Source organism: Bifidobacterium mizhiense, from assembly GCF_020884755.1.
Taxonomy (GTDB): Bacteria; Actinomycetota; Actinomycetes; order Actinomycetales; family Bifidobacteriaceae; genus Bombiscardovia; species Bombiscardovia mizhiensis.
This window is the reverse complement of sequence record NZ_BPWE01000005.1, coordinates 62,833-85,213: the sequence shown is the minus strand read 5'-3', so window position 1 is coordinate 85,213 and position 22,381 is coordinate 62,833. Positions and strand designations below refer to the sequence as shown.

Annotated in this window: 16 protein-coding genes, 1 tRNA gene and 1 pseudogene; 9 read left to right on the top strand and 9 right to left on the bottom strand. The window is 62.2% G+C overall.

From position 1 onward, the window contains the following. Positions 1-22 precede the first annotated feature (22 nt). From LPC22_RS07370 to LPC22_RS08520, 4 genes are all read right to left on the bottom strand, one after another. Positions 23-1,426 carry a resuscitation-promoting factor gene (locus tag LPC22_RS07370; protein WP_229133327.1) on the bottom strand — a complete coding sequence of 468 codons (1,404 nt, stop codon included), beginning with the start codon at positions 1,424-1,426 and terminating at the stop codon, positions 23-25. Positions 1,427-1,831: 405 nt separating this feature from the next. Beyond that, positions 1,832-1,905, bottom strand: a tRNA-Thr gene (locus LPC22_RS07365). A gap of 119 nt (positions 1,906-2,024) precedes the next feature. Next, positions 2,025-2,948: a DsbA family protein gene (locus LPC22_RS07360; RefSeq protein ID WP_229133326.1), complete on the bottom strand. Its 924-nt coding sequence runs from the start codon at positions 2,946-2,948 to the stop codon at positions 2,025-2,027. 61 nt (positions 2,949-3,009) lie between these two features. Next, positions 3,010-5,013: a serine/threonine-protein kinase gene (locus tag LPC22_RS08520; RefSeq protein ID WP_229133325.1), complete on the bottom strand. Its 2,004-nt coding sequence runs from the start codon at positions 5,011-5,013 to the stop codon at positions 3,010-3,012. A gap of 177 nt (positions 5,014-5,190) precedes the next feature. Here LPC22_RS08520 and LPC22_RS07350 point away from each other — a divergent pair, with 177 nt between their 5' ends. From LPC22_RS07350 to LPC22_RS07340, 3 genes and pseudogenes are all read left to right on the top strand, one after another. Then, the gene (locus LPC22_RS07350) at positions 5,191-5,589 is read left to right on the top strand and encodes a carboxymuconolactone decarboxylase family protein (protein WP_024627092.1); all 399 of its coding nucleotides are present in this window, start codon (positions 5,191-5,193) and stop codon (positions 5,587-5,589) included. A gap of 203 nt (positions 5,590-5,792) precedes the next feature. Next, positions 5,793-6,920 (top strand): ABC transporter ATP-binding protein, encoded by a 1,128-nt coding sequence (locus tag LPC22_RS07345; protein ID WP_024627091.1) that lies wholly within the window; start codon positions 5,793-5,795, stop codon positions 6,918-6,920. Positions 6,921-7,091: 171 nt separating this feature from the next. Further along, positions 7,092-8,444, top strand: a pseudogene (locus LPC22_RS07340) (DUF4032 domain-containing protein); the annotation flags it as partial. 397 nt (positions 8,445-8,841) lie between these two features. Here the strand turns inward: LPC22_RS07340 and rlmB are convergent. The 5 genes from rlmB to LPC22_RS07315 all read right to left on the bottom strand — a co-directional run bounded on the left by rlmB (position 8,842) and on the right by LPC22_RS07315 (position 14,652). Continuing rightward, a complete protein-coding gene (gene rlmB, locus LPC22_RS07335) occupies positions 8,842-9,834 on the bottom strand; it encodes a 23S rRNA (guanosine(2251)-2'-O)-methyltransferase RlmB (RefSeq protein WP_229133324.1) in 993 nt (330 codons plus the stop codon). 115 nt (positions 9,835-9,949) lie between these two features. Then, positions 9,950-10,714: a carboxymuconolactone decarboxylase family protein gene (locus tag LPC22_RS07330; RefSeq protein WP_229133323.1), complete on the bottom strand. Its 765-nt coding sequence runs from the start codon at positions 10,712-10,714 to the stop codon at positions 9,950-9,952. A 106-nt stretch (positions 10,715-10,820) separates the two neighbouring features. Further along, positions 10,821-11,402 (bottom strand): dCTP deaminase, encoded by a 582-nt coding sequence (gene dcd, locus LPC22_RS07325; RefSeq protein WP_024627087.1) that lies wholly within the window; start codon positions 11,400-11,402, stop codon positions 10,821-10,823. Between the two features lie 840 nt (positions 11,403-12,242). Beyond that, positions 12,243-13,646 carry an MFS transporter gene (locus LPC22_RS07320; protein ID WP_229133322.1) on the bottom strand — a complete coding sequence of 468 codons (1,404 nt, stop codon included), beginning with the start codon at positions 13,644-13,646 and terminating at the stop codon, positions 12,243-12,245. A 13-nt stretch (positions 13,647-13,659) separates the two neighbouring features. After that, entirely contained in the window at positions 13,660-14,652 is a 993-nt protein-coding gene (locus tag LPC22_RS07315; RefSeq protein ID WP_229133321.1) for a nucleoside hydrolase, read from the bottom strand. Between the two features lie 274 nt (positions 14,653-14,926). On the opposite strand from LPC22_RS07315, the gene fbaA reads away from it, so the two are divergent. The 6 genes from fbaA (at position 14,927) to ilvC (ending at position 22,235) form a co-directional block, all read left to right on the top strand. Continuing rightward, positions 14,927-15,991, top strand: coding sequence for a class II fructose-bisphosphate aldolase (gene fbaA / locus LPC22_RS07310; RefSeq protein WP_229133320.1), 1,065 nt, complete (start codon positions 14,927-14,929; stop codon positions 15,989-15,991). After that, positions 15,988-16,842, top strand: coding sequence for a CPBP family intramembrane glutamic endopeptidase (locus LPC22_RS07305; RefSeq protein WP_229133319.1), 855 nt, complete (start codon positions 15,988-15,990; stop codon positions 16,840-16,842). Before fbaA ends, LPC22_RS07305 begins: the two co-directional genes overlap by 4 nt. A gap of 142 nt (positions 16,843-16,984) precedes the next feature. Beyond that, complete coding sequence (locus LPC22_RS07300) at positions 16,985-18,286, top strand: adenylosuccinate synthase (protein WP_024627082.1); 1,302 nt, start codon at positions 16,985-16,987, stop codon at positions 18,284-18,286. A gap of 9 nt (positions 18,287-18,295) precedes the next feature. Beyond that, positions 18,296-19,264 carry an FAD:protein FMN transferase gene (locus tag LPC22_RS07295; RefSeq protein ID WP_229133318.1) on the top strand — a complete coding sequence of 323 codons (969 nt, stop codon included), beginning with the start codon at positions 18,296-18,298 and terminating at the stop codon, positions 19,262-19,264. 399 nt (positions 19,265-19,663) lie between these two features. Further along, a complete protein-coding gene (locus LPC22_RS07290) occupies positions 19,664-20,920 on the top strand; it encodes an MFS transporter (protein ID WP_229133359.1) in 1,257 nt (418 codons plus the stop codon). A gap of 265 nt (positions 20,921-21,185) precedes the next feature. Beyond that, on the top strand, positions 21,186-22,235 hold the full coding sequence (gene ilvC, locus LPC22_RS07285; RefSeq protein WP_121914896.1) for a ketol-acid reductoisomerase: 1,050 nt from the start codon (positions 21,186-21,188) through the stop codon (positions 22,233-22,235). The last annotated feature ends 146 nt before the right edge of the window (positions 22,236-22,381 follow it).

The window sequence follows — 22,381 nt, the reverse complement described above, 5'->3', positions numbered from 1 at the left end:
TGCTCGTGAATGTAGTAGGGAGTCAGTACCAGTTGTACTGTTCCGAGTGGCGCCAGGCCGTGCTGGGATTCCCGTATTGTTGGGCGATATACCAGAGGCCCCAATCGATTTGGATGGCAGCATCGTCATGCCAGTTGGCACCGAACTTGCTCATTTTAGAGCCCGGCAGGCTTTGGGGGATGCCGTAGGCACCGGAGGGGTTTTCGGCATCCCATTGCCATCCTGATTCTTTGTTCCAGAGTTTCACCAGGTCTGCGAACTGCGAACCTGTCCACCCGCGCTGCGCAGCTGCGCCCGAGGCATAGGTCTGGGCCAGCCCTGCGCTGGCATGCCAAAGGCCGCTTGGAGATGGGCTTGGCGATGGCGACGGGGCTGGTGTGTTTTCGTTCTGGCTCGGGGGGTCTGGTTTGGGCGTTGTATTCGAGCCTGATGGTTGTGATGTCTGCGAGGGCGTGGTAGTTGTCTTTCCCGACTGCGCATCCTTGCTCGGCGAGGCGCTTGGGGAAGAGGTGTCCTTGGCGTGATCGGATCCCTTGTCCTTGGACTGCTGCCTGCTGCTCTGCCCCTCCTTTGGCTTGTCGGGGCCGACGGCCACCACCTGATCCACCGGCATGGCCACGGTCTCCTCTTTGACGACCTGCTCCGATTCTGCCTGTCCGTCCACATAGGTGACCTGGATGGTCTGCAGACGCTGGCCGGCTACGCCCTCCTGTCGGATCTGGGTCTGGCCTGGCGCCAGGTTCGGATCGACCACGGTACGTGTGGCAAAGGCCAGGGGGATGGTCTTCTGGGTGTTCCCGTGGGTGACCCGTCGGACACGCAGAACGGTGGCGCCCTGGTCGTGCTCCACGCTGACGCGGTCCTCCTTGCCCAGCACGATGCCCTTGGAGTCCAGGATGGAGGCAGCCGGAAGCTTGCCGTCAGGGGCCACCGAGGTCTTCCCGTCGGCCACGACCGTGACCGGCCCCGCCTGGTTGATGACCAGACCGCCAGTCAGCTGGTTGTAGACGTTGCCTATATCCACGGTGACCTTCATGGCCTGCTTGCGGTTCTCCTCGAAGAATCCCAGCAGCTGGTCCATGCTGGTGGCTGTGGTCCAGAAAGGCACTCGCTGGCCCTGGATGACGATGGTGGTCTGATAGGCAGAACGCACAGTGACTGCCGCATGGTTGTTCAGCTGACCTCCGGAGGTGGAATCGACCAGGTCGTGGGTCTTGACCTTGATTCCCTGCTGGCGCAGCAGGCCGTCCACGCTGTAGGCGTAGGTGGTCACCGTTTTGGTCTGCCCGTTGACGCTTAAAGCCACGCTCTTGCGTGCAGTGATGCCGAAGGTCAGGACCATGGCCAGAACGACCAGGAGCGCGCAGGAGGCCACGCGGATCCTTCTGAGCATGACAAAACGCCGCGGCGTCCAGCGTCTGGCCATGTGCTCGCCTCCCCGTTCCTGCCTTGTCTGTACCTGGCAATTCTAGCGGCGCGGGCATGGAGCCAAGCCAGACAATCCGCAAGGTCGGGCAAACATCCACATTTGTTACAGATAGGTGGCAACAAAAAAGCCGACCTGGCCGTCATCGGTCAGTCGGCTTCTCAAGACCCGGGCCCTGGGCCGGCGGATCAACGTCAAGAGGACGGGAATGAAGGGGAATGATCCCGTCCTCGAATACGAACGGAGATGGTTGGGGAAAAAGCTCCGTCCGTACTTCGGAGAACGAGCCTCCGAAATGACTTACTCGAGGGAAGTATTTGTAATTATCCAGGTAATGTCCATTATTATAGCCTGTCCCGAGACAAAGCTGAATATGTGGAATAGGGGGGTTCATTCCTGGCGTAGAGCCTCCTGTCAGAGTCGAACTGACGACCTGCCGCTTACAAGGCGGCTGCTCTGGCCAACTGAGCTAAGGAGGCGGTCCCGGTGGTCCATTACAGCTCCGATACAGCTTCGGGCCGCGGTACGGAATGATATCGTACCATCACCGTGCCACCAAGGGGACGCTGGACGCGAAATTTCTCTCGCCCTGCCAGGTTCAGTCCAGCGAGTGCGGTTGGCCGGAGGCGCCGATGGCGGGCATGGTGCCCTTGACGCCCACCTTGGACTGGTCCAGACCCAGAGCCTTGAGCAGGCCCGAGCGGTAGTCCAAGCCCGCCTGGGACAGGTTGCCCAGCTCCCAGTAGTTACCGTTGATGCGGACCGTGGGTGTGGTCATCTGCCCCTTGTTGGATCCGGAGGGATTCCAGAGCTCCTTGCGCAGGGGCGTATAGGCATCCATGGCCTTGATCCAAGCCCGGTAATGGCCCTTGACCGCCTGGTCGGCAACCTTGGGATCAACCCCGGCCTTGATGGCCTGTTGGCGGATCTTGTCGTTGCTGATGGGGTGGTAGTCGGACTCGTCCGGCTGGAAGTCCTTGGCGTAGAGATTGGCGATGAAGGGCAGCAGGTGGTCGGGGTCGTGTTGGGCCACGTAGATGGTGGCCGTGCCGGTTCTGGTCGAGTAGTTGTCGGTGGAGAGCCGATCCATGAAGCTCATGGGATAGATGACCAGGTTGATCTGCCCGGCATCCACCAGACCGGTCAGGGTGGAGTCCAGCCCGCGATGCAGGGCGCCGCAGCCTGGGCACATGAAGTCCATGTAGATTTCCACGGTCGGAGCCTTGGCCACCGGCTTGTTAAGCCCCTGGGAGCTGATCAGGAAGCCGCCCTGGTCATTGGCGGCCGAGGGCTTTTCCTTGACCTTTGCAACGGCCTGGCGGGCCTGTTCCAGATCCTGGGTCTTGACCGGGCGATGGCTGCGCCAGTACAGGAATCCGCCCAGAGCGATCAGCGCGATGAGCACCACAGTGACGATGACGCCGATCATGGTCTGCTGGCGGCGCTCCTTGGCCTCCTGGAGCCGCCGGGCCTCTTCCTGGGCCTTGAGCGCGGCCTTGCGGTTCTGCTTGCCCTTGGACATGACCTGGATCCTTTCCTTGGCGTACTGAGCATAGTGTAGCCGCCAGGGGTGGAGCGCGACCTTAGGCGCGCAGGAGGTGGATGGGGGCCCAGTCCATGGACGGCTGTGTGATCAGTCCGGCCAGGAGGACGGCAATAATCAGCAGCCAGATCAGGAGCAGGATCCACCTGCGACGGGGGTTGCCCGGCGCCGTGGGATCCTGGCGGCCCATGGGGATGCGACCCGCCGCCAGTCGCAGGACCATGTTGCCGCTGTTGGCCTTGGGGGCAGAGCGGTTCTGCGTCGGCAGGGTCGTCAACAGCCAGCCTGCCAGCGTCGCCAGGGCCATGGCCAGTCCGCCGACGGACAGGGGCCTGGCCGCTGGCAGGGGGAGGGTCAACAGGTGTTCGCCCAAGGTCAGACCTGCGCGGACGGTGGTGAGGGCGCCCGCCCAGGTCAGCGGCAGAGCGACCAAAACTTGGACAAGGATCATGCCTGGCAGGCGCAGCAGGGCGGCCGCCAGGCCCTTGAGCAGGTGCCAGGGGAGGGCGGCCGCGTTCAGTAGACGGTCGGTGCTCCGCCGAGGGCCGTCGCGGCGCAGCTCGCGTTCGATCTGGGCTTTGATGCTCCATCCGGCAGTGCTCAGGGCCCAGAGAAGGATTCCGGCGGTTGCCAGGGCCGAGACCGGAGCCAGTGCTGTCAGCAGGGCAGGGAACATTCCCAGCATGACCAGGCAGGGGGTTCCGGCCTTGAGGTAGCGCAGGCGTCGCATCTGGGCAGGGGGCTGGTCTCCCAACCAGTGGGCGTTTGCGTCATTGCCGTATCCGCTGGGTAGGGGCTGTGCCGGCGGTAGCGGATCCTGAACGGTGGTGGTTTGGAGATCTTGACGATCGGCTACTGGCTGGAGATCCTGCCAGGTCTGCGTTTGCTCCTGCTGATCCTGGGCTGCTGGAAGGGGATTCAAAAGGCTGGTGGGCTGTTCCGAGTCGGGCATAAGGGTCGTCTGCTCATCGGTCCCCTTATCTGTCGGAGGTCGTGACCAGGCCGTCCGCGGACTGTCTGGATCGGCCTGGGTGATCGGCGGCATGGGCATGGTGGCCGGCTCAACGACCATGGTGGGCGCGTCGGCCTGCTCCTCACCCTCCGAAGAGTCGCCGCCAAAAGGGCGCATCGTCCCCTGACCGCCCTTGCTGGGTTGCTGATCGTCTTGCTCCTCTTGCCAGGCCTGCGGATCCATGGCGTCCTGGCCGATGGCCTCCAGGAGCTCCTCGGGCGTGCAACGCGTACTCCTATCGGGGGAGAGGGCCGAGCGCAAGGCTCTCATGGTGCCGGTGGGAAGTCCGGACAGGTCGGCATTGCCCGAGGCCTCCCGTTCCAGGACCGCCATCATGGGTTTGTCGCCGAAGACCGCACGTCCGGTGGCTGCATAGGCCAGAACGGCGGCCGTGCTCCACCAGTCGGTTCCTTGGTCGGCCTCGGCTCCGTCGATGATCTCCGGGGCGATGAAGCCGGGGGTTCCCATGACCAGCCCGGTCCGGGTCACATGGCTCTGCCCCTGGCCCATGGCGATGCCGAAGTCCACCAGAACCGGGCCCGAGACGGAGATCATGACATTGGTGGGTTTAATGTCCCTGTGGACGATGCCCGCCTGGTGGACGGCCGCGACGGCATCGGTCAGTTTCCGTGCCAGTCGTTCCAGGTCGTCGCCCCGATAGGGGCCGTTGACGGCCACGTCGTCGCGCAGGTTGCGCCCCTCGATCAGTTCGGTCACGATGAAAGCCAGGGCATCATCAAGTTCCATATCCACGATCCGGCAGACGCCCGGATGACGGATCCGTTGCAGGGCCAGGGCTTCGCGTCGCAGGCGCTCGCGGGCCGGGGCGCGGTCGCGTTCGTCGGAGCTGTCTGGAGATACCTGCTCATCCTCCTCCAGGGATTCCCGCAGGATCTTCATGGCGTAGTCCTGGCCCCCGCCATCCCGCGCACGCCAGATAGAACCCATGGCGCCGCCGCCCAGGGGCTCAATCAGGGTGTAGCCCCCGACCAGCCGTCCCGGCTTCAGATCCAATCCCTCAAGATCGCTCATATCTCCATTGTGCTCCGACTGCTTGAAAAGGACCTGATTGTTGCCTCCTGCTGTTTCGCGGCCTCGGCCGCTGGGAATCTGGCAGCCTGATCGGAGCCATCGGCATAATGCATAAACAGGCGTTGATACAATATTATCGTTGGGGAAACATCCAAATATCAAGAAAGAAGGGGCTTCATGGAAGCTTCGCGCTTTGAAAAGGGATCTGAGGCCTTGGCTGCCATCGATGGCAAGGGTGGTCAGGCCGTCATTGACTCTCTGCAGGATATAGCGCCGGACCTGGGCCGCTGGATTGTCGAATTCGCCTTTGGCGACATATACACCCGGAAGGGACTCGATCTTCAGCAGCGTGAACTGGTCACCATAGGCAGCCTGGTGACGCAGGGTGATACGGCTCCGCAGTTGGCCGTTCACATACAGGGAGCCTTGAATGTGGGGCTGAGCAAGGCGGCCGTGGTCGAAGCCATACTCCAATGTGCTCCCTACGTGGGATTCCCGCGGGTCATCAACGCGATCAACGTGGCCAGGACGGTCTTCGAGCGCGATGCTGAGGATTCCGACAAGTCCAAGGATTGAGTCGGCAAGGGTTCACACGTCGGATTCAGACCTTGGTGTATAGTGGACACTGGCTCAAGGGAGAGTTTCTCTTAACCACAAAACAGAAAACCGTCGCATGGCCATACCGATGTCGGTGTTGACCCCGGGACGGAAACCACAGTGAACATCAACCCCTTCACTACGGATCGTTCGGCACGTACCTGCCGATGAAAGGATGAATAATGGCAGAAGTGGTATTCGACCACGTCACTCGTATCTACCCGGGCAACGATGAGCCCTCGGTCAGTGACCTCAGTCTGGACATCAAAGACGGTGAATTCCTTGTTTTGGTAGGGCCTTCCGGCTGCGGAAAGTCCACCACCCTGCGCATGCTGGCCGGCCTGGAGGAGGTCAACAAGGGCCGCATCATGATTGGCGACAAGGACGTGACGACCATGCAGCCCAAGGACCGCGATATCGCCATGGTCTTCCAGAACTACGCCCTTTACCCCCATATGACCGTGGCCGACAACATGGGCTTCGCTCTGAAGATCGCCGGCACCCCCAAGGATGAGATCCGTCAGCGGGTGGAGAAGGCCGCCGAGGTGCTGGATCTGACCGAGTACCTGGATCGCAAGCCCAAGGCTCTGTCCGGTGGTCAGCGTCAGCGTGTGGCCATGGGTCGCGCCATTGTGCGTCAGCCCAAGGTCTTCCTGATGGATGAGCCTCTGTCCAACCTGGACGCCAAGCTGCGTGTCCAGACCCGTACCCAGATTGCCGCCCTGCAGCGTCAGCTGAACGTCACCACCCTGTACGTGACCCACGATCAGACCGAGGCTCTGACCATGGGCGACAGGATCGCCGTTATCAAACTGGGCGTCCTGCAGCAGGTGGGTGCGCCTACCGAGCTCTACGATCGGCCTGAGAACGTCTTTGTGGCCGGCTTCATCGGCTCGCCCTCCATGAACATCAACATCCACCCCGTGGTCAACGGGCAGGCCAAGATCGGCGAGGACACCATCAGCCTGCCGCGCGAGGCCGTTGATAAGTTGACTCCTGACGACCAGGGCAAGATCGTCGTGGGCTTCCGTCCCGAGAATGCTTCTCTGGCCGGTGCCGACGATCCGGATGCCTTCTCCCTAAAGGTGGCCAACGTGGAGGATCTGGGCTCCGACGGCTACATCTACGGCAACATTCTGACCGACAACAGCGCGGCTGAGCAGGCCATCGTCATGTCTGATCAGAACAAGCTGACCACCATCCGCGTCAACCCGCGTGACCTGCCCAAGGTGGGCGACGTGGTCAAGATCCACATCGATCCTGAAAAGATGCACCTGTTCTCCCCGGCCAGCGAGCTGCGGCTGAACTGAGTATTCCTGTGACCCTGTGGTTTGGCCACGGTTTCCCGCTGATCCGCAGGGTCCGTATCGATCATTGATATCATCTCCTTTCCTTGTTGACCGGGTGACCGGGAGCCCCGCGCGGCGCATCCGTGCGGGGCTCTTCCCGTATAGGATGGGCGGCGATGGGATGGATGAAGCATGACTAGCGTGAACATCAACCGGGCAACGGCCTCCTCTCTGGACCCTCGTGCCCTGAAAGCCACCTCGATAAAGACCACGGCCGATCCCTCCTCCGAGCAGGAGCCGGCCGCCCTGCATATCACGGCCACCAGCTCTAACCCCAGGATGTTCACCCTGCCCTGGGAGCGGCCGCTGGCCACCTGGCCCCGGGATCTGCTGGCTAACCTGCCCAGAGGCATATCACGGCACGTGGTGCGCTTCGTCCATGTGGGCGACGATGTCTACGCCATGAAGGAGATCACCCAGCGGGTGGCCGAGCGTGAGTACGAGCTCCTGCGCAAGCTGCAAAAACTGGAGCTGCCCACGGTCAACCCCATTGCCGTAGTCACCGGTCGGCACACTCGCGAGGGCGAGCCCCTTGAGGCCATGCTGGTCACCCAGCACCTGAAGTTCTCACTGCCCTACCGTGCCCTCTTTGCCCGCAACCTGCGTCCGGACACGGCCGAGCGGCTGATCGATGCTCTGGCGGTTCTTCTGGTAAGGCTCCATCTGGCCGGTTTCTACTGGGGCGATGTTTCCCTGTCCAATGTGCTCTTCCTGCGTGATGCCGATGCCTTCTCGGCCTTCCTGGTCGATGCCGAGACCGGCGATCTGCACCCCAGTCTGACCGACGGCCAGCGCGAGTATGACATCGACCTGGCCAGGACCAACATCATCGGCGAGCTCATGGATCTGGATTCCGGCAACCTGCTGGCCGGCGAGGTGGACGAGGTCGGCGTGGGCAACCGGCTGGTGGATCGCTACCACTCCCTCTGGAGTGCCCTGACGGACGTGGACAGCTTCGATCCGGACGAGATGTGGAAGATCGAGCGCCGCGTCAACCGGCTCAACGATCTGGGCTTCGATGTGGACGAGCTGGAGATGAAGACCGAGGAGGATGGCAACCGGGTGCTGGTGCGCCCCAGGGTGGTCGATGCTGGCTACGCCTCCCGCAAACTGCTGAGGCTGACCGGTCTGGATGTGCAGGAGAACCAGGCCCGGCGGTTGCTCAACGATCTGGATGCCTACCGGGCATCCACCTGGCGGCAGGGCGAGGACTTGGAGATTGTGGCTACCGACTGGATGCGCGAGGTTTTCGAACCCACTGTGCGCATGATTCCACCGGAATACCGCTCGCAGATCGAACCGGCCCAGTTCTTCCATGAGGTGCTGACCCACCGCTGGTTGATGGCCGAGAAGGCCGGCCACGACGTGCCCATGGCCGAGGCCGTACAGAGCTACATCAGCGAATCCCTGCCCGAGTACCGGTTGGATTCCGAGGACATGAAGACCATCAACGAGGAGGCCGACGCCGGGGTGGTCGACGACGAGATGCACTGGCAGGGTGCGCACGCCCAGACTGGTCAGGGTGAACAATCCGTCCATGATGGGACCGGCAAGGACGCGGATGGCAGTGACATGAACATCCAAGCCAATGCTGGAGGCCAGACCAAAGCAGACACTCAGACGGACCGCGACCAGGCTGGCGAAGAGGTACCGTCGCAGCCGGCCTTTGAGGACGCGAATGGCGGCCGAAACTCACTGCGATCGGTCTACGCCCCCGGCAGCCTGGATGCGGCTGCCGACCAGGACGACCAGGATGACGCGGTCTGGGCTTCCAGCTGACTGATTCGTTTGTGCGGCAAGGGTCTGCTGCATGCCGGCTGCTGTGTGTAGACCCTTGCCGTTTGGGTCTGTCCGTCTTCAGGTTGCCGGTGCCTGCCTGGGGCTATTTGGCTTGGCTGGCGGACCGTCGGCGTGCCATGGCTACGGCGTAGAGACTGATGCCGGCCGCCACCGAGGCGTTCAGGGATTCCACCGAGCTGGAGATTGGGATGGAGGCCAGGGCATCGCAGTTCTCCCGAACCAGGCGGCTCAGCCCCTTGCCCTCGGATCCCAGGACCACCACCAGGGGATCGGTCTCGAAGCCGGTCTCGCCTACTATGGCGCTACCTGCGCCGTCCAGACCGACCGCATAGTAGCCGCGCTCCTTGAGCCCTTGGATGGCCTTGGTCAGATTGACCACACGAGCCACTGGCAGGTGGGCGGCGGCTCCGGCAGACACCTTCCAGGCTGCGGCTGTGACCGAGGCGCTGCGGCGCTCGGGCAGAACCACACCCGAGGCTCCGAAGGCCGCGGCTGAACGGATGACAGCCCCGAGATTCTGCGGATCAGTCACTCCATCCAGGGCGATGAACAGCGGGCGGGCGGCAACCTTGGTCGCCTGGTCGGCCCCGTCTAGGGCGGCTGCGTGCTTTTCGGCCCTGTCGACCAGGCTCTGCAGGGAGGCGTACTGGTAGGGCTGCACCTTGAGGACCACACCCTGGTGGTTGCTGGACCGGGCGATGCGGTTCATCTCCAAACGGTCGGCCTCCAGGAGGTTGAGTCCCTCCTGCCCGGCCAGCCGCACGATCTCCCTGGTCCTGTCGTCATGGTCCATCCGGGCGGCCAGATAGAGCTGGCTGGCCGGGACTCCTACACGCAGGGCTTCCAGGACGGCGTTGCGGCCGATGACCAGATCGTCGGAATCAGAGGTGAACCGGTCGGCCCGGCGACGGGCAGCCAGACGTGGATCGGCCGCCTGCCTGCGCTGGGCCGCCTGCCGGGCCTTGTAGGCCTTGTGGTAGACGCGATCCTCAGCCTTGGGGGTAGGCCCTCGGCCGCGCAGTTTGTTGCGGTGCTTGCCGCCCGAACCCTTGGTCGGGCCTTTCTTGTTAGCCATGTCTTCAGTGTAAAGGCAGGCGGGAACCGGTCAGCTGTCTGTCGGACTCAATATCGGCTGGGGCGAAGACTCACTGTACCTTTGCCGATCTGGCCGCGCAGATCGGCCGTGCGGGTCAACCCAGAGCGGCCACCTGATCAGGATCCGGGAACTCCATCCACTCGACCGGAGACTGCCCGCTCGAAGCTGGGGTGACGGCGATGTGAGCCATGGATGACCTACCCGAGGCGCCATGCCAGTGCCTGACTCCTGCCGGGCAGAAGACCACGTCACCAGGTTCCAGTCTGCGGGGCTGATGGCCCTCCTCCTGTTCCCAACCCTGCCCGGCGGTGACGATTAGCAGTTGGCCATGCGGGTGGGTGTGCCAACGGTTGACGCATCCGGGTGCGAAGGTCACATTGCTGGCTGAACATTCTGCGTCCGGATCGGTCAGGCGGTGTAGCCAGACATGACCGCTGAAGTTGGGTCCGTCAGCCGAATCCCCCAATGGATAGGGGCCTGAATCCAGCTCGGTCCCGGCTGTGGTTGCGGTGGTGTCCTGGCTCTCGTCATCGGGGTCGCCTTCGCCGTAGATCTCCTTGGCCAGGTCGAATGCCGACCATGCCTTGGGCCATCCCGCATAGAAGGCCAGGTGGGTGATCAGCGCCACCATTTCAGTGCGGGTGACACCATTACCCTTGGCCATGGCCATATGGCTCTTCAACTGGGGGAAGAGCCCCATGCTCATCAGACCTGCGCAGGTAATCATGCTGCGGTCTCGAGCCGAAAGCTCGTCCTCGCGGGACCAGACCTGGCCGAAGAGCACATCATCGTTGAGATGGGCGAATTGTGGTGCGAACTGACCGAGTCGGTCGTGGCCCGCCGTCTGTTTGATTGCCATGGGTTAGTCTCCTTGCCATCATCTTGGCCGGGTCATTCCGGCAGATTCAGCTATAACCCTTCGAGTGCGCTCGAAGTCAAGGTGATGGCGCAGGCGACTATGGCAGTCAGTCCGAGACGTCGGCCTTGTAGAAGTTGACGTAGGAGCGTGAGGGGGTTGGACCGCGCTGGCCCTGGTAATGGGACCCGTTGTGCTTGGATCCATAAGGGTACTGGGCGGGCGAGGAGAGCTGGAAGAAGCACATCTGGCCGATCTTCATGCCTGGCCAGAGTTTGACCGGCAGGGTGCTCACGTTCGACAGCTCCAGGGTGATGTGCCCCTCAAAGCCGGGATCGACGAATCCGGCAGTGGAGTGAGTCAGGATGCCCAGACGTCCCAGGGAGCTCTTGCCCTCCAGCCGAGCGGCCAGCGTCGAGTCCAGCTTGACGTACTCCCAGGTGGATCCCAGAACGAACTCGCCCGGGTGCAGGATCCAGGGTTCGTCTTTGGGTACCTCGAACTGTTCGGTCAATGCGCCCTGGTCCTCCGCTGGATCCACATAGGTGTATTGATGATTGTTGAAGACCCGGAAGTAGCGGTCCAGGCGCACATCCACGCTGGAGGGCTGAACCATGGCAGGTGTCCATGGGTCCAGATTCAGATGTCCTGCCTGGTGGGCATCCAGGATGTCATGGTCGCTGAGCAGCATGCCGAGGTATCTCCTTTAGGCTCGTTGGTCGAGGGTCTCTTCTTGGGCGGGAAACCATTCGAAATCCAGTCTAATCGGCCCTATGCCCGCCCTCTGATCTGGCTGGATTCACAGAGAATTTTCAGATAACACTATCGTCACCATAAGGTAGCTGTTCTTTACTATAGATATCGGCTCAAAAACCGAACGGGCGGTTGACCTCCGTCCGACAACTGATTTCCCTTTCTTCTCTCTCGCCCGGTGGTGTTCATGCACCGCCGGGTTCTCTTCATTTTGGGGGAAGTATCAGTGCGCCGACGTTTCACGTGAAACCACATGGCCGGTGGCTCGATTGAGTCCGTTGAGGTCTATTACAGGACGATCAGGCATCTGCAAATCCATGAGTCATGCAAACCCATGAGTTATCAAGGGCTTGGTTGAGCCGGTTATCTGCTCTTGGAACTTCCGCTTCCCTTGGATTTGAGCATCAAGGTGGACGGATGCCGACAGTGGGATGGAAAGTGCCGTCCAGCTGTATTCCTGAGTTCCCTTTCTCTGGCGTCCTTATAAGTTGTGCTTAGTAGGCAAAGGATTGAAAGCAAGGGCAGAAGATATGGAAGAACCCCCGTCAGTTATGGCTATGACGGGGGTTCTCCACCGGGGGGAGGGGCGGCGATCTTCTTGCCATCGGCGGCTGAGGGAAGAGGGGGACTATCACAATGCCGAAAGCAGTCCGAACTCCACTTCCTCCCCGGTTCGCGCGGCCGGGTGCCGGGCCTGGACCTGACTCATTCCTAAGGCTGGGAAGAGCGGACCGGGCCGTGCGGCTATCCGACCAAGTATGTGTGGGTCACACCAGCCTCACTCCTGGGGAGCCTTGGCTGACATGGCCTTGTGGAAGACGGCCACGATGATCAGGGCCAGCAGGGCGGCCAGCGCCATGACCCAGAACATGTTGGCCACCTGAGCCTGGATGCCGGTCTTGACACCCGCCAGGGCATGTGACCCGAATTGGGGATTGGCCATGAGCCCGCTGTAGACAGCCATGCCGATGGAGGCCGAGGTGTTCATCATCAGGTCCCCGATGCCGATGCCGCGTCCGTTCTGGTCCACTGGCAGGGTGGCCGAGAAGGAGTCGTAGAGGGGCGTGTAGGACATGGTGATGCCGGCGATGAAGACCGAGGCCAGCGCGGTCAGGACCCAGAAGCCCGAGGTGAGCATCAGGGCCGAACCGGCAGCTCCGGCAATCATGAGCAGGGCAGACAGGATCAGCATGGGCAGGCGTCCCATGGCGTTCATGATGACTCCGGACAGGCAGCCCACCAGAGTGGCCACGATGTAGACGATGGTCAGGCAGAGGGAGACCTGGCTCAGGGAGATCCCGTAGATACGGTCGCCGATCACGTTGTAAATGGGCACGCAGGCGAAGTTGAAGAAGTAGAAGACGAAGAGGGCCAGCAGGACAGCCATGTAGGCGCCGTTGGTCACGAATCCGCGGCTCAGGAAGGGGTTGGTGCCCTTCCAGACATAGCCGGCGAAGATCAGGATCAAGACGGCCAGCACCCCCAGCATCCAGGTGGCCGGGAAGGAGAAGTAGACGGCCACGAATCCGGCGATCAGCGCGAACAAGGCGATGCCGAAGACATCGATGCGCTCGCCCTTGATGCCGGTGTCAGGCGTGTACTTGAGCACCGGCGGGATCAGGAGGATGGAGACCAGCGGCACCAGGAAAAGGTAGCGCCAGTCGATGGAGGTGATCAGTCCGCCGGCGAAGATACCCACAGCCGAGGATGCATAATAGACGGCGTTGAAGATGCCCAGATAGAAGGCGCGCTCCTTGTCGCTCAGGTACTTCATGGCCATGACCAGGAAGACCGAGCCGGCCACCTGGCCGCCCGCGGTCTGGATCATGCGGGCCAGGACCACGGCCCAGAAGTTCGATGCTCCGAAGAAGCCCAGGAGGCTGCCGACGATCAGGGCGCCCACGCCGAATAGGGTCATCTTCCGGGGGGAAATGTAGTCGCAGAGGGTGCCGTAGAGCATGCAGACCACGCCCAGGACGATGCCGGGCAGGGTGCTGATCAGCGATGCGTTGGCGGACATCCCCAGGGAGTCGCCCACGTTCTGGAAGACCAGGTTGAAGGCCTGGATCATCAGTGTGCCCAGCAGGAAGATGGTCAGCAGGGCCGGCAGAGCTCGCTTGGTGCTGCGGCGGTTTTCGTCCGCGGCCGCTTCGGTGGCCTCGGTGGTGATGGATTCGCTCATGACTGCCGTCCTTCTATCGTTCGCTCTCGGTCTTGCGCACCAGGGTCAGAAGCCTGTCCATGAAGCGCCGGGTGAACCGCTCGGTGTCGACGGACAGGGCCACCTTGGTGTTCTTGACCGTGTCCAGAAGCCTGCTGGGGTCGCCGATGGTACGGGCCCGCTGCGGTCCCTCGGTCTCGACCATCAGGTTGGTGGCGAAGGTGGTGACCAGGCTGGGGTCGATGGCCACCGCGGCGGCCAGGGGGTCGTGCAGGTTGCAGCCGCCCAGGTAGACCCCGCTCTCCTTTTCACTGATGTCGATGTAGTAGTCGGTCATGTCTGCCAGGAAGCGTCCGGCGCTGGTGCCTGTGGCGCGCAGGGCCTCGGTGTCCTCACGGCTCATCAGAGCCTGGGTGGTCACGTCCAGCCCGACCATGGTGATGTCTGCGGTGGTGGCGAAGACCCGGTTGGCGGCCTCGGGATCCTGGTTGATGTTGGCCTCTGCGAAAGGTCCAACGTTGCCTGGCTGGGTCAGGGTGCCGCCCATCATGACAATGCTGATGCGGTCAACGATGTCCGGGGCCTTTTCCAGGGCGGCGGCGATGGTGGTCAGAGCGCCGGTGGGCACCACGACTAGCTCGCCCTTGGGGTAGCGGCGGACCGCGTCGATGATGAAGTCCACCGAGCTCTGCTGGCTGGCCTGCCGGTCGGTCTGTGCTGGGATTTCGATGTTGCCGGTGCCGTTGGCCCCGTGGAAGATCTCGGAATCCGGCGGAACGCTGAAGGAGTCGGCCGTGCTGGGGTGATCGATCCCCTTGAAGACGGGGATGTCCTCCCTGCCGTACATGGCCAGCAGCCGCAGATCGTTGTTGACGCCCCGGTCGAGCACCACGTTGCCGTAGGTGCCGGTGATGCCGATCAGTTCGGCGTCCGGGGAGCCCAGGACGTAGGACAGAGCCAGCGTGTCATCGATGCCAGTGTCCAGATCCAGGATGATCTTGCGGACGGTTTCCTTGCTTGCTGACACGTTGGTCTCCTTCCCAGAAGGATGGGCGGCCCCAACCCTCTGCTTACCTATGTCGTGCCTTCCCTAGGCTGATTCGTTACTGCCGTGAAACAAACAACCTGTTTGATGTAACGTTTCATCAAACTGTACGGAGCTAAACTACCTGCGGCTTGGAGGCTTGTCAAAGCGCGTCGTGGGCTGTTCGCCATCAGGGCAGAGACCTGCAGAGCTATCGGTGATGTCTGTAGCTGCGGGTGGTCGGCTGCTTTTCCTTGCAGCCGACGATAATGAGGGTATGACTTTAGCGACTCCTGAACAGTATGCGGCGATGCTTGATGCGGCCAGACGGGGGTCCTACGCCTATCCCGCCATCAATGTGACCAGCACGCAGACCCTGAACGCGGCCCTGCAGGGGCTGGACGAAGCCCAGTCCGACGGGATCATCCAGGTCTCAGTCGGAGGAGCCGCCTACCTGTCCGGACAGCGCCTGGCTGACCGGGTGGCTGGTTCCATCGCCTTTGCCAGATTCGCGCACGAAGTGATTTCCCGCTACTCAAGCATCACCGTGGCCCTGCATACGGACCACTGCGCCCCGCAATACCTGGACCAATGGGTTCGGCCCCTGCTGGCCTACGAGAAGGACCAGGTGGCCCACGGTCAGGATCCGCTCTTCCAGTCGCACATGTGGGACGGTTCCGGCTTGCCCCTGGGTGAGAATTTGGACACGGCGGCAGAGCTGCTGGAGTTGTCCCGGGCCGCCCGCACCATCCTGGAGATTGAAGTGGGCACAGTAGGCGGCGAGGAGGACGGTCACTCGGCTGCTATCGACCAGCGGCTCTATTCCTCGCCCGAGGACGGCCCCAAGGTGGTTGATGCCCTGGGTCTGGGCGAGCGCGGCCGCTACATGGTGGCCTTCACCTTTGGCAACGTGCATGGATCCTACAAGCCCGGTGTGGTCAAGCTGCGGCCCGACCTGCTGGGGCAGATCCAGGCCAGGACCGCCAGAGCCATATCCGATGGGGAGGTCGGCAGCATCCCCGCCCCGGGCGCCCCTGCCGACAAGCCCTTCCTCTTGGTCTTCCACGGGGGCTCTGGCTCGCAGCCGGGGGAGATTGCCTCGGCCGTCGCTCATGGTGTGGTCAAGATGAATGTGGATACCGACACCCAGTACGCCTTCACCAGGGCCGTGGCCGGGCACATGTTCGCCAATTACGACAAGGTTCTCAAGGTGGACGGGGAGGTCGGCGACAAGAGCGAGTACGATCCCCGTTCCTGGGGGCGCCAGGCCGAGGATGGGATGGCGGCTCGTGTAGTCCAGGCCTGTCAGCAGCTGGGCAGCGCAGGGCGGGCCATGAGATGAAACGGCATACGCAATCCAATTCACGCCCACCCAGGCAGGGAATACACAAGACTGCTGCTTGGGGATTGCTCGGGTTCGGCGTATTGCTGATGCTTGATTCCTCAACGACCCCGATGGCTGGCCGTCCCTTATGGGCCCAATGGCTGGTGCTGTTGGTCGCCATCCTCCTCATGGGCTTCGGCATCTGGTTCTATGCCAAAGTTGTCATGGTGAGGTGGGCCGGACGTCAGCCTACCGAGTTGACGGCCCATGGTTTCCTCGTCTCCTTGTTGGGAGGACTGGGCATCGGCTTCGGATTGTTGGCCCTTTCGGCTTTCATCCTCATAATCCTTGGGTTTTACAGGGTGGATGGCTTCCGCCCATTCGGCGTCTCCCAGATCCTGACCTTAGGAGTTCTGGCTTGCGCGTCGGTTTTTGAAGAACTCATAATGCGGGGAGTGGCTCTCCACGCCCTGGATCGCTGGCTGGGATGGGTGCCTGCCCTGACTTTGACTTCACTTCTTTTCGGGTTCATGCATGCGCTCAACCCTGGGGCTACCCTCTTCTCCTGTCTGGCCATAGCCATCGAAGCCGGTCTTATGTTGGGCTCCATCATGGTATCCAGGCATAATCTCTGGATCTGCATAGGCTTTCATATCGGGTGGAACCTCACTGAGGCCCTCTTGGGAATTCCGGTCTCCGGTCAGGATATACGCGGCTTCATGGTCATGAAGGTTCAGGGACCGACCCTGCTGACCGGTGGATCATTCGGCATCGAAGCATCTCTGATCCCGGTCATCCTAGGGTTGCTCGTCAGTGCGGCCTTCCTGCTCTGTCGGGGCCGGGACACCATGATCGGCTCCAGGACCTGACCAGACTTTTCCAATTTCGGATCTGCCCATGCTGATGTGAAAGGTCTGAAAGACCTCCAGCTCCATACGTGGGGTTAGGCTCGTCTATGGATGGTCTGCCTTTGTTTTCCTTGGATGGCGACCAGCGGATAAGGAGCATCGTATGCCTGGAATCGTGATCGTCGGGGCCCAGTGGGGCGACGAGGGCAAGGGCAAGGCTACGGATCTGATCGGCGAGCACATGGACTACGTCGCCAGGTTCAATGGGGGCAACAATGCCGGCCATACCGTGGTTGTGGGCGATCAGGAGTACGCCCTCCATCTTCTGCCCTCGGGGATCATTCACCCGGCCATCACCCCGGTCATCGGCAACGGCGTCGTGGTCGACCCGGCCGCCCTCTTCGAGGAGATCGATGGACTTCAGTCCCGTGGCGTGGATTGCAGCCGCTTGAGGATCAGCGAGTCCGCGCACATCATCGCCCCCTACCATCGGACGCTGGACAAGGTGACCGAGCGCTTCCTGGGCAAGCATAAGATCGGCACGACAGGCCGCGGGATCGGCCCGGCCTACGCCGACAAGATCAACCGTGTGGGCATTCGCGTGCACGACCTGTTCAATGTCGACCATCTGCGTGACAAGGTGGAGGCCAGCCTGCACCAGAAGAACCAGATGCTGGTCAAGCTTTACAACCGCCGGGCCATTGAGGTGGAGGCCACCGTTGAAGAGCTGGCGGGATACGCCGACCGACTCAAGCCCTACGTGGCCAATACCTCGCTGATGCTCAACCAGGCCCTGGAGCAGGGCAAGAACGTGCTTTTCGAGGGGGGGCAGGCCACCATGCTGGACGTGGACCATGGCACCTATCCCTTTGTCACTTCATCCAACTGCACGGCCGGGGGCGCCTGCACCGGCACCGGCGTGGGCCCGACCAAGATCGACCGGGTGGTCGGTGTGGCCAAGGCCTATGTGACCCGCGTGGGCGAGGGGCCCTTCCCCACGGAGCTGGACAACGAGCAGGGCGAATGGCTGCGCCGTCAGGGCCACGAGTATGGGGTGACCACCGGCCGCTCCCGTCGCTGTGGCTGGTTCGACGCGCTGGTCAGCCGGTATGCTGTGCAGATCAACGGCCTGACCGACATCGTGCTGACCAAGCTGGATGTCCTCTCCGGTCTGGAGACCATCCCGGTCTGCGTGGGTTACGACATCACCCGGTCTGACGGCTCCCGGGTCAGGGTGGATCAGATGCCCGTGGATCAGGCCGAGTTCCAATCGGCCCAGCCGGTATACGAGGAGCTGCCGGGTTGGCGCGAGGACATCTCCGGCGCCAAGAGCTTCGAGGAGTTCCCGACCAAGGCCAAGGACTACATCCACCGCCTGGAGGATCTGTCCGGTTGCCGCATCTCGGCCGTCGGCTCTGGCCCGGGCCGCGATCAGATCGTGCAGATCCATTCCCTGATCGACTGAGGAAGTTCCATGGGGTTGCCCTGCCTGGCCGCCTTCCCTGGGGCGGTAGGTACGGGAATCATCATCTCCACAGACAGGCCCCTGGGAGAACGACTGCACGGTGCCATCGTCGATCTGATTGAGGATTACGAACGTGCCCTGTCACGGTTCAGGCAGGATGCCATACCTGCGCAAATGGCTCGGGCTTCTCATGGGGGAAGGTTCGTCTTTCCTGACTACTGTCAGGGGCTCTTTGACCTATATGACAGGCTGTATTCCGCCACCGACGGGGCCCTGGACCCCATGGTGGGCGAGGATTTGACCCGTCTGGGCTACGGCCGACAGCCCACCTTCCGGCTGCAGGCCGACGCCGCCGGTCATCTGGGGCGGATCCATGGGCGACCGACCTGGGGCGATGACCTCAGTCGTCAGGGTGCTGTCCTTGTGACTACCGGTCCGGTCAGCCTTGATTTCGGCGCAGTTGGCAAAGGCTATCTGGTAGACCTCATTGCCGACCTGCTCGAACCTCGGGTCGAAGAGTACCTGATTGATGCCGGTGGCGACATGCGCATGCGGACCTCTCACCCGGTCTCTATCGCTATGGAGGATCCCGGTGATCTGTCTGCAGGCGTGGGCCAGGTTGAGCTGTCCCGTGGCTCCTTGTGTGCCTCGGCACCCAGCCGCCGTCATTGGACCGACCGCTCCGAGGATGCCGCGGCAGCAGGGCTGACAGCTCTTCACCACATCCTGGATGCCATCGACGGCCGTCCGGTCGACCGTGTGCTGGCCTCCTGGGTGGTGACTGGTGAAAAGGACAACGAACACCCCACGGGCCTGGCTGACGGACTGGCCACAGCCCTCTTCCTGGTGCCGCCGGATGCGTTGGCCGCCAGATTTTCCTTCTCCTGTGCCCTGATGTATGCCGACCGTCAAGCCGTAATCTCCGACGAATTTCCGGGCCGGTTCTTCACTGACCCCAACATCCATCCGTCCACATAGTGGACCTGTCTGGCTGGACCAGCCGTTGTCAGGCCTATGGTCGGCACCAATGCGGATGCGCAGAGAACGCATCCGATTCGAGGATGATGAAGGGAGGTTCGCCGTGATGACCAGCTTGACAGACACCCGCCGATTCGGCACCGTGTCCGCACGAATTATTAGCCCGTCCTCACCGGCGGACTGACTCGACAATCTTCATTGTTCGACCCCGTCGGAAGGCGGGGCTGGACGCATAGGCTTCATCGCATCAGACCCTGCCAACAGCGGGGTTTTTCTATAAGGAGATGAGATGAAGTGACGGCAAACGACGTCAGTGTTGCTTCCCCGGCCCCGGCAGCGTCCGCGTCCGGCAGCACCCGTGTGACCCGCAGCTCGGTTCGCACAGTCATCGGGGCCTCCATGGTCGGCACGGCCATCGAGTTCTACGATTTCTACGCTTACGGGACGGCTTCGGCCAACTATTTCCCCAAGCTCTTCTTCCCCAAGACCGATCCGACCGTGGCCCTGCTGGCATCCCTGCTGACCTTCGCCATCGCTTTCATCGCGCGGCCCTTGGGATCCTTGATCTTCGGACACTTCGGGGACCGTCAGGGACGCAAGACCACGCTGGTGGTCTCCCTGCTGACCATGGGCTGCTCCACAGTCCTGATCGGCGTCCTGCCCACCTACGCCACCTGGGGGCTCTGGGCCGTGGTGGTCCTCTGCCTGTGCCGGTTCGTGCAAGGTATCGGCCTGGGCGGCGAGTGGTCCGGCGCAGCACTGGTGGCCACCGAGAACGCCCCGGAAGGCAAGAGGGCCCTCTACGGCTCCTTCCCTGAGCTGGGCGCCCCCATCGGCTTCTTCCTGGCCAACGGGACCTACTTCCTGCTGGAGATGTTCTGCACCCCCGAGCAGATGCTGAGCTGGGGCTGGCGTGTGCCCTTCCTGCTCTCCGCCATCCTGGTGGTTGTAGGGCTGGCTGTCCGCGTCTCCATGCAGGAGACCCCCATCTTCCAGATGGCCTTGGATCAGCAGAAGGTTGTCAAGACCCCGTTGTTGGAGGTCTTCCGCAAGAGCTGGCGTCAGGTACTCCAGGCCACCTTCCTGGTCGCAGTCACCTACACCCTCTTCTACACCCTGGCTACCTGGTCCCTGGCCTACGGCACCAAGCCCAAGTCCCAGGGCGGCGGCGGACTGGGCTTCACCAACCAGGAATACCTGCTCATGCTGATGGTCTCCATCCTGGTCTTCGCCCTCTTCATCGTGCTGGCCTGCGTCTATGCGGACCGCATCGGCCGTCGCCGGGTGTTGATCGGCAGCTCCGTCATGCTGGTGGTCTTCAGCCTGGCCTTCCCCTACCTGCTCATGGCACATCACAACACCTTCCAGGTCATGGTCTTCCTCTGCGTCGGGTTCGCCCTGATGGGCATCGCCTTCGGGCCTATCGGCGCCTTCCTGCCGGAGCTCTTCGACGCCAACGTGCGCTACTCGGGTTCCGGTATCGGCTACAACTTGGCGGCCATCGTGGGCGCGGCCTTCGTACCCACCATCGCCACCTGGCTCTCCTCCCACTGGGGAGTGCGCTCGGTCGGGCTCTACCTGGCCGTTATGGCGGTCTGCTGCCTGGTGGCAGTGCTGACCTGCCACGAAACCAAGGATGTGGACTTCACCAAGTAAGCCTTGGGATGCATCCCGCCGGCCGGTTCTTCGAATCGCGCCGGTGTCCGAACAACGAATGGCGGACAGTCCATCTGGCCATATCACGAGTATGGTTGGAGGCATACCGTATCCATTGGGTACGGATCGGGGTCAAGGACAAAATCCGTCGCCCCGGTCGAAAGAGCATCGTCCGCCTGGAACAACGACAGGAATTCACAGTATTTTGCGTTCCCCGGCCTGGAAGAGCCGGTCCGGTTGGACCGCACATAAAGGAGTGTAGATAATGGCAGCACAGATCTGGTATGAGAAGGATGGGGACCTTTCGGTTCTGGATGGCAAGAAGGTGGCCATCATCGGCTACGGTTCCCAGGGACATGCTCATGCACTGAACCTGCGTGATTCCGGTGTGGACGTTGTGGTCGGCCTACGTGCCAACTCCAAGTCGGTGCCCTTCGCCAAGGAGCAGGGCCTGGAGGTCAAGACCGTGCCCGAGGCCACCAAAGAGGCCGACATCGTCATGATTCTGGCCCCTGACCAGTACCAGCGCAACATCTGGCGGGACGACATCGAGCCCAACATCAAGGAGGGTGCGGCCGTCGCCTTCGCCCACGGGTTCAACATTCATTACGGCTACATCAAGCCCAGCGCCGACCACCCGGTCTTCATGGTTGCCCCCAAGGGCCCGGGCCATATCGTCCGTCGTGAGTATGTCGCAGGCCGTGGCGTGCCCGTGGTCGTGGCCGTTGAGCAGGATCCGCGCGGCGATGCCTGGGACATCACCCTGGCCTACGCCAAGGCTCTGGGCGCCCTGCGCGCCGGCGCCATCAAGACCACCTTCAAGGAAGAGACCGAGACCGACCTCTTCGGTGAGCAGGATGTGCTCATGGGTGGTGTCAACCACCTGGTCGAGGCTGGCTTCGAGGTGCTGACCGAGGCTGGCTACCAGCCCGAGATCGCCTACTTCGAGGTCTGCCACGAGCTCAAGATGCTGGTCGACCTGATGAACGAGGGTGGCCTGAACAAGGCCCGCTGGTCCTGCTCCGACACCGCCCAGTACGGCGATTTCACCTCCACCGTGGTGGATGAGTCCACCAAGGACAGGATGCGTCACCAGCTGCAGCGCATTCAGGATGGCTCCTTCGCCAAGGAGTTCATTGACGACCAGGATGCCGGCGCCCCCAAGTTCAAGGAGCTCCAGGAGAAGTTCTCCCACGAGAAGATCGAGGAGGTCGGCCCCAAGCTGCGCGCCATGTTCTCCTGGAACAAGGACGTCAAGGATGCCGACGAGGCTCAGTCCTTCACCGGCAAGATCGCCCGTTCCCAGGTGCAGTGACCTCTAGGTTCTGAGCATCAGCTGCCATTTTCCTGGCATCGCCGCAGACCAGCATTCGATATGAATCCGGTCTGCGGCTTTTTTATTTGAGGCATCGGGGTTCAGTGTCGAGCCCCTGTTGCATGGTTCCTCGATCCATAAGGTAG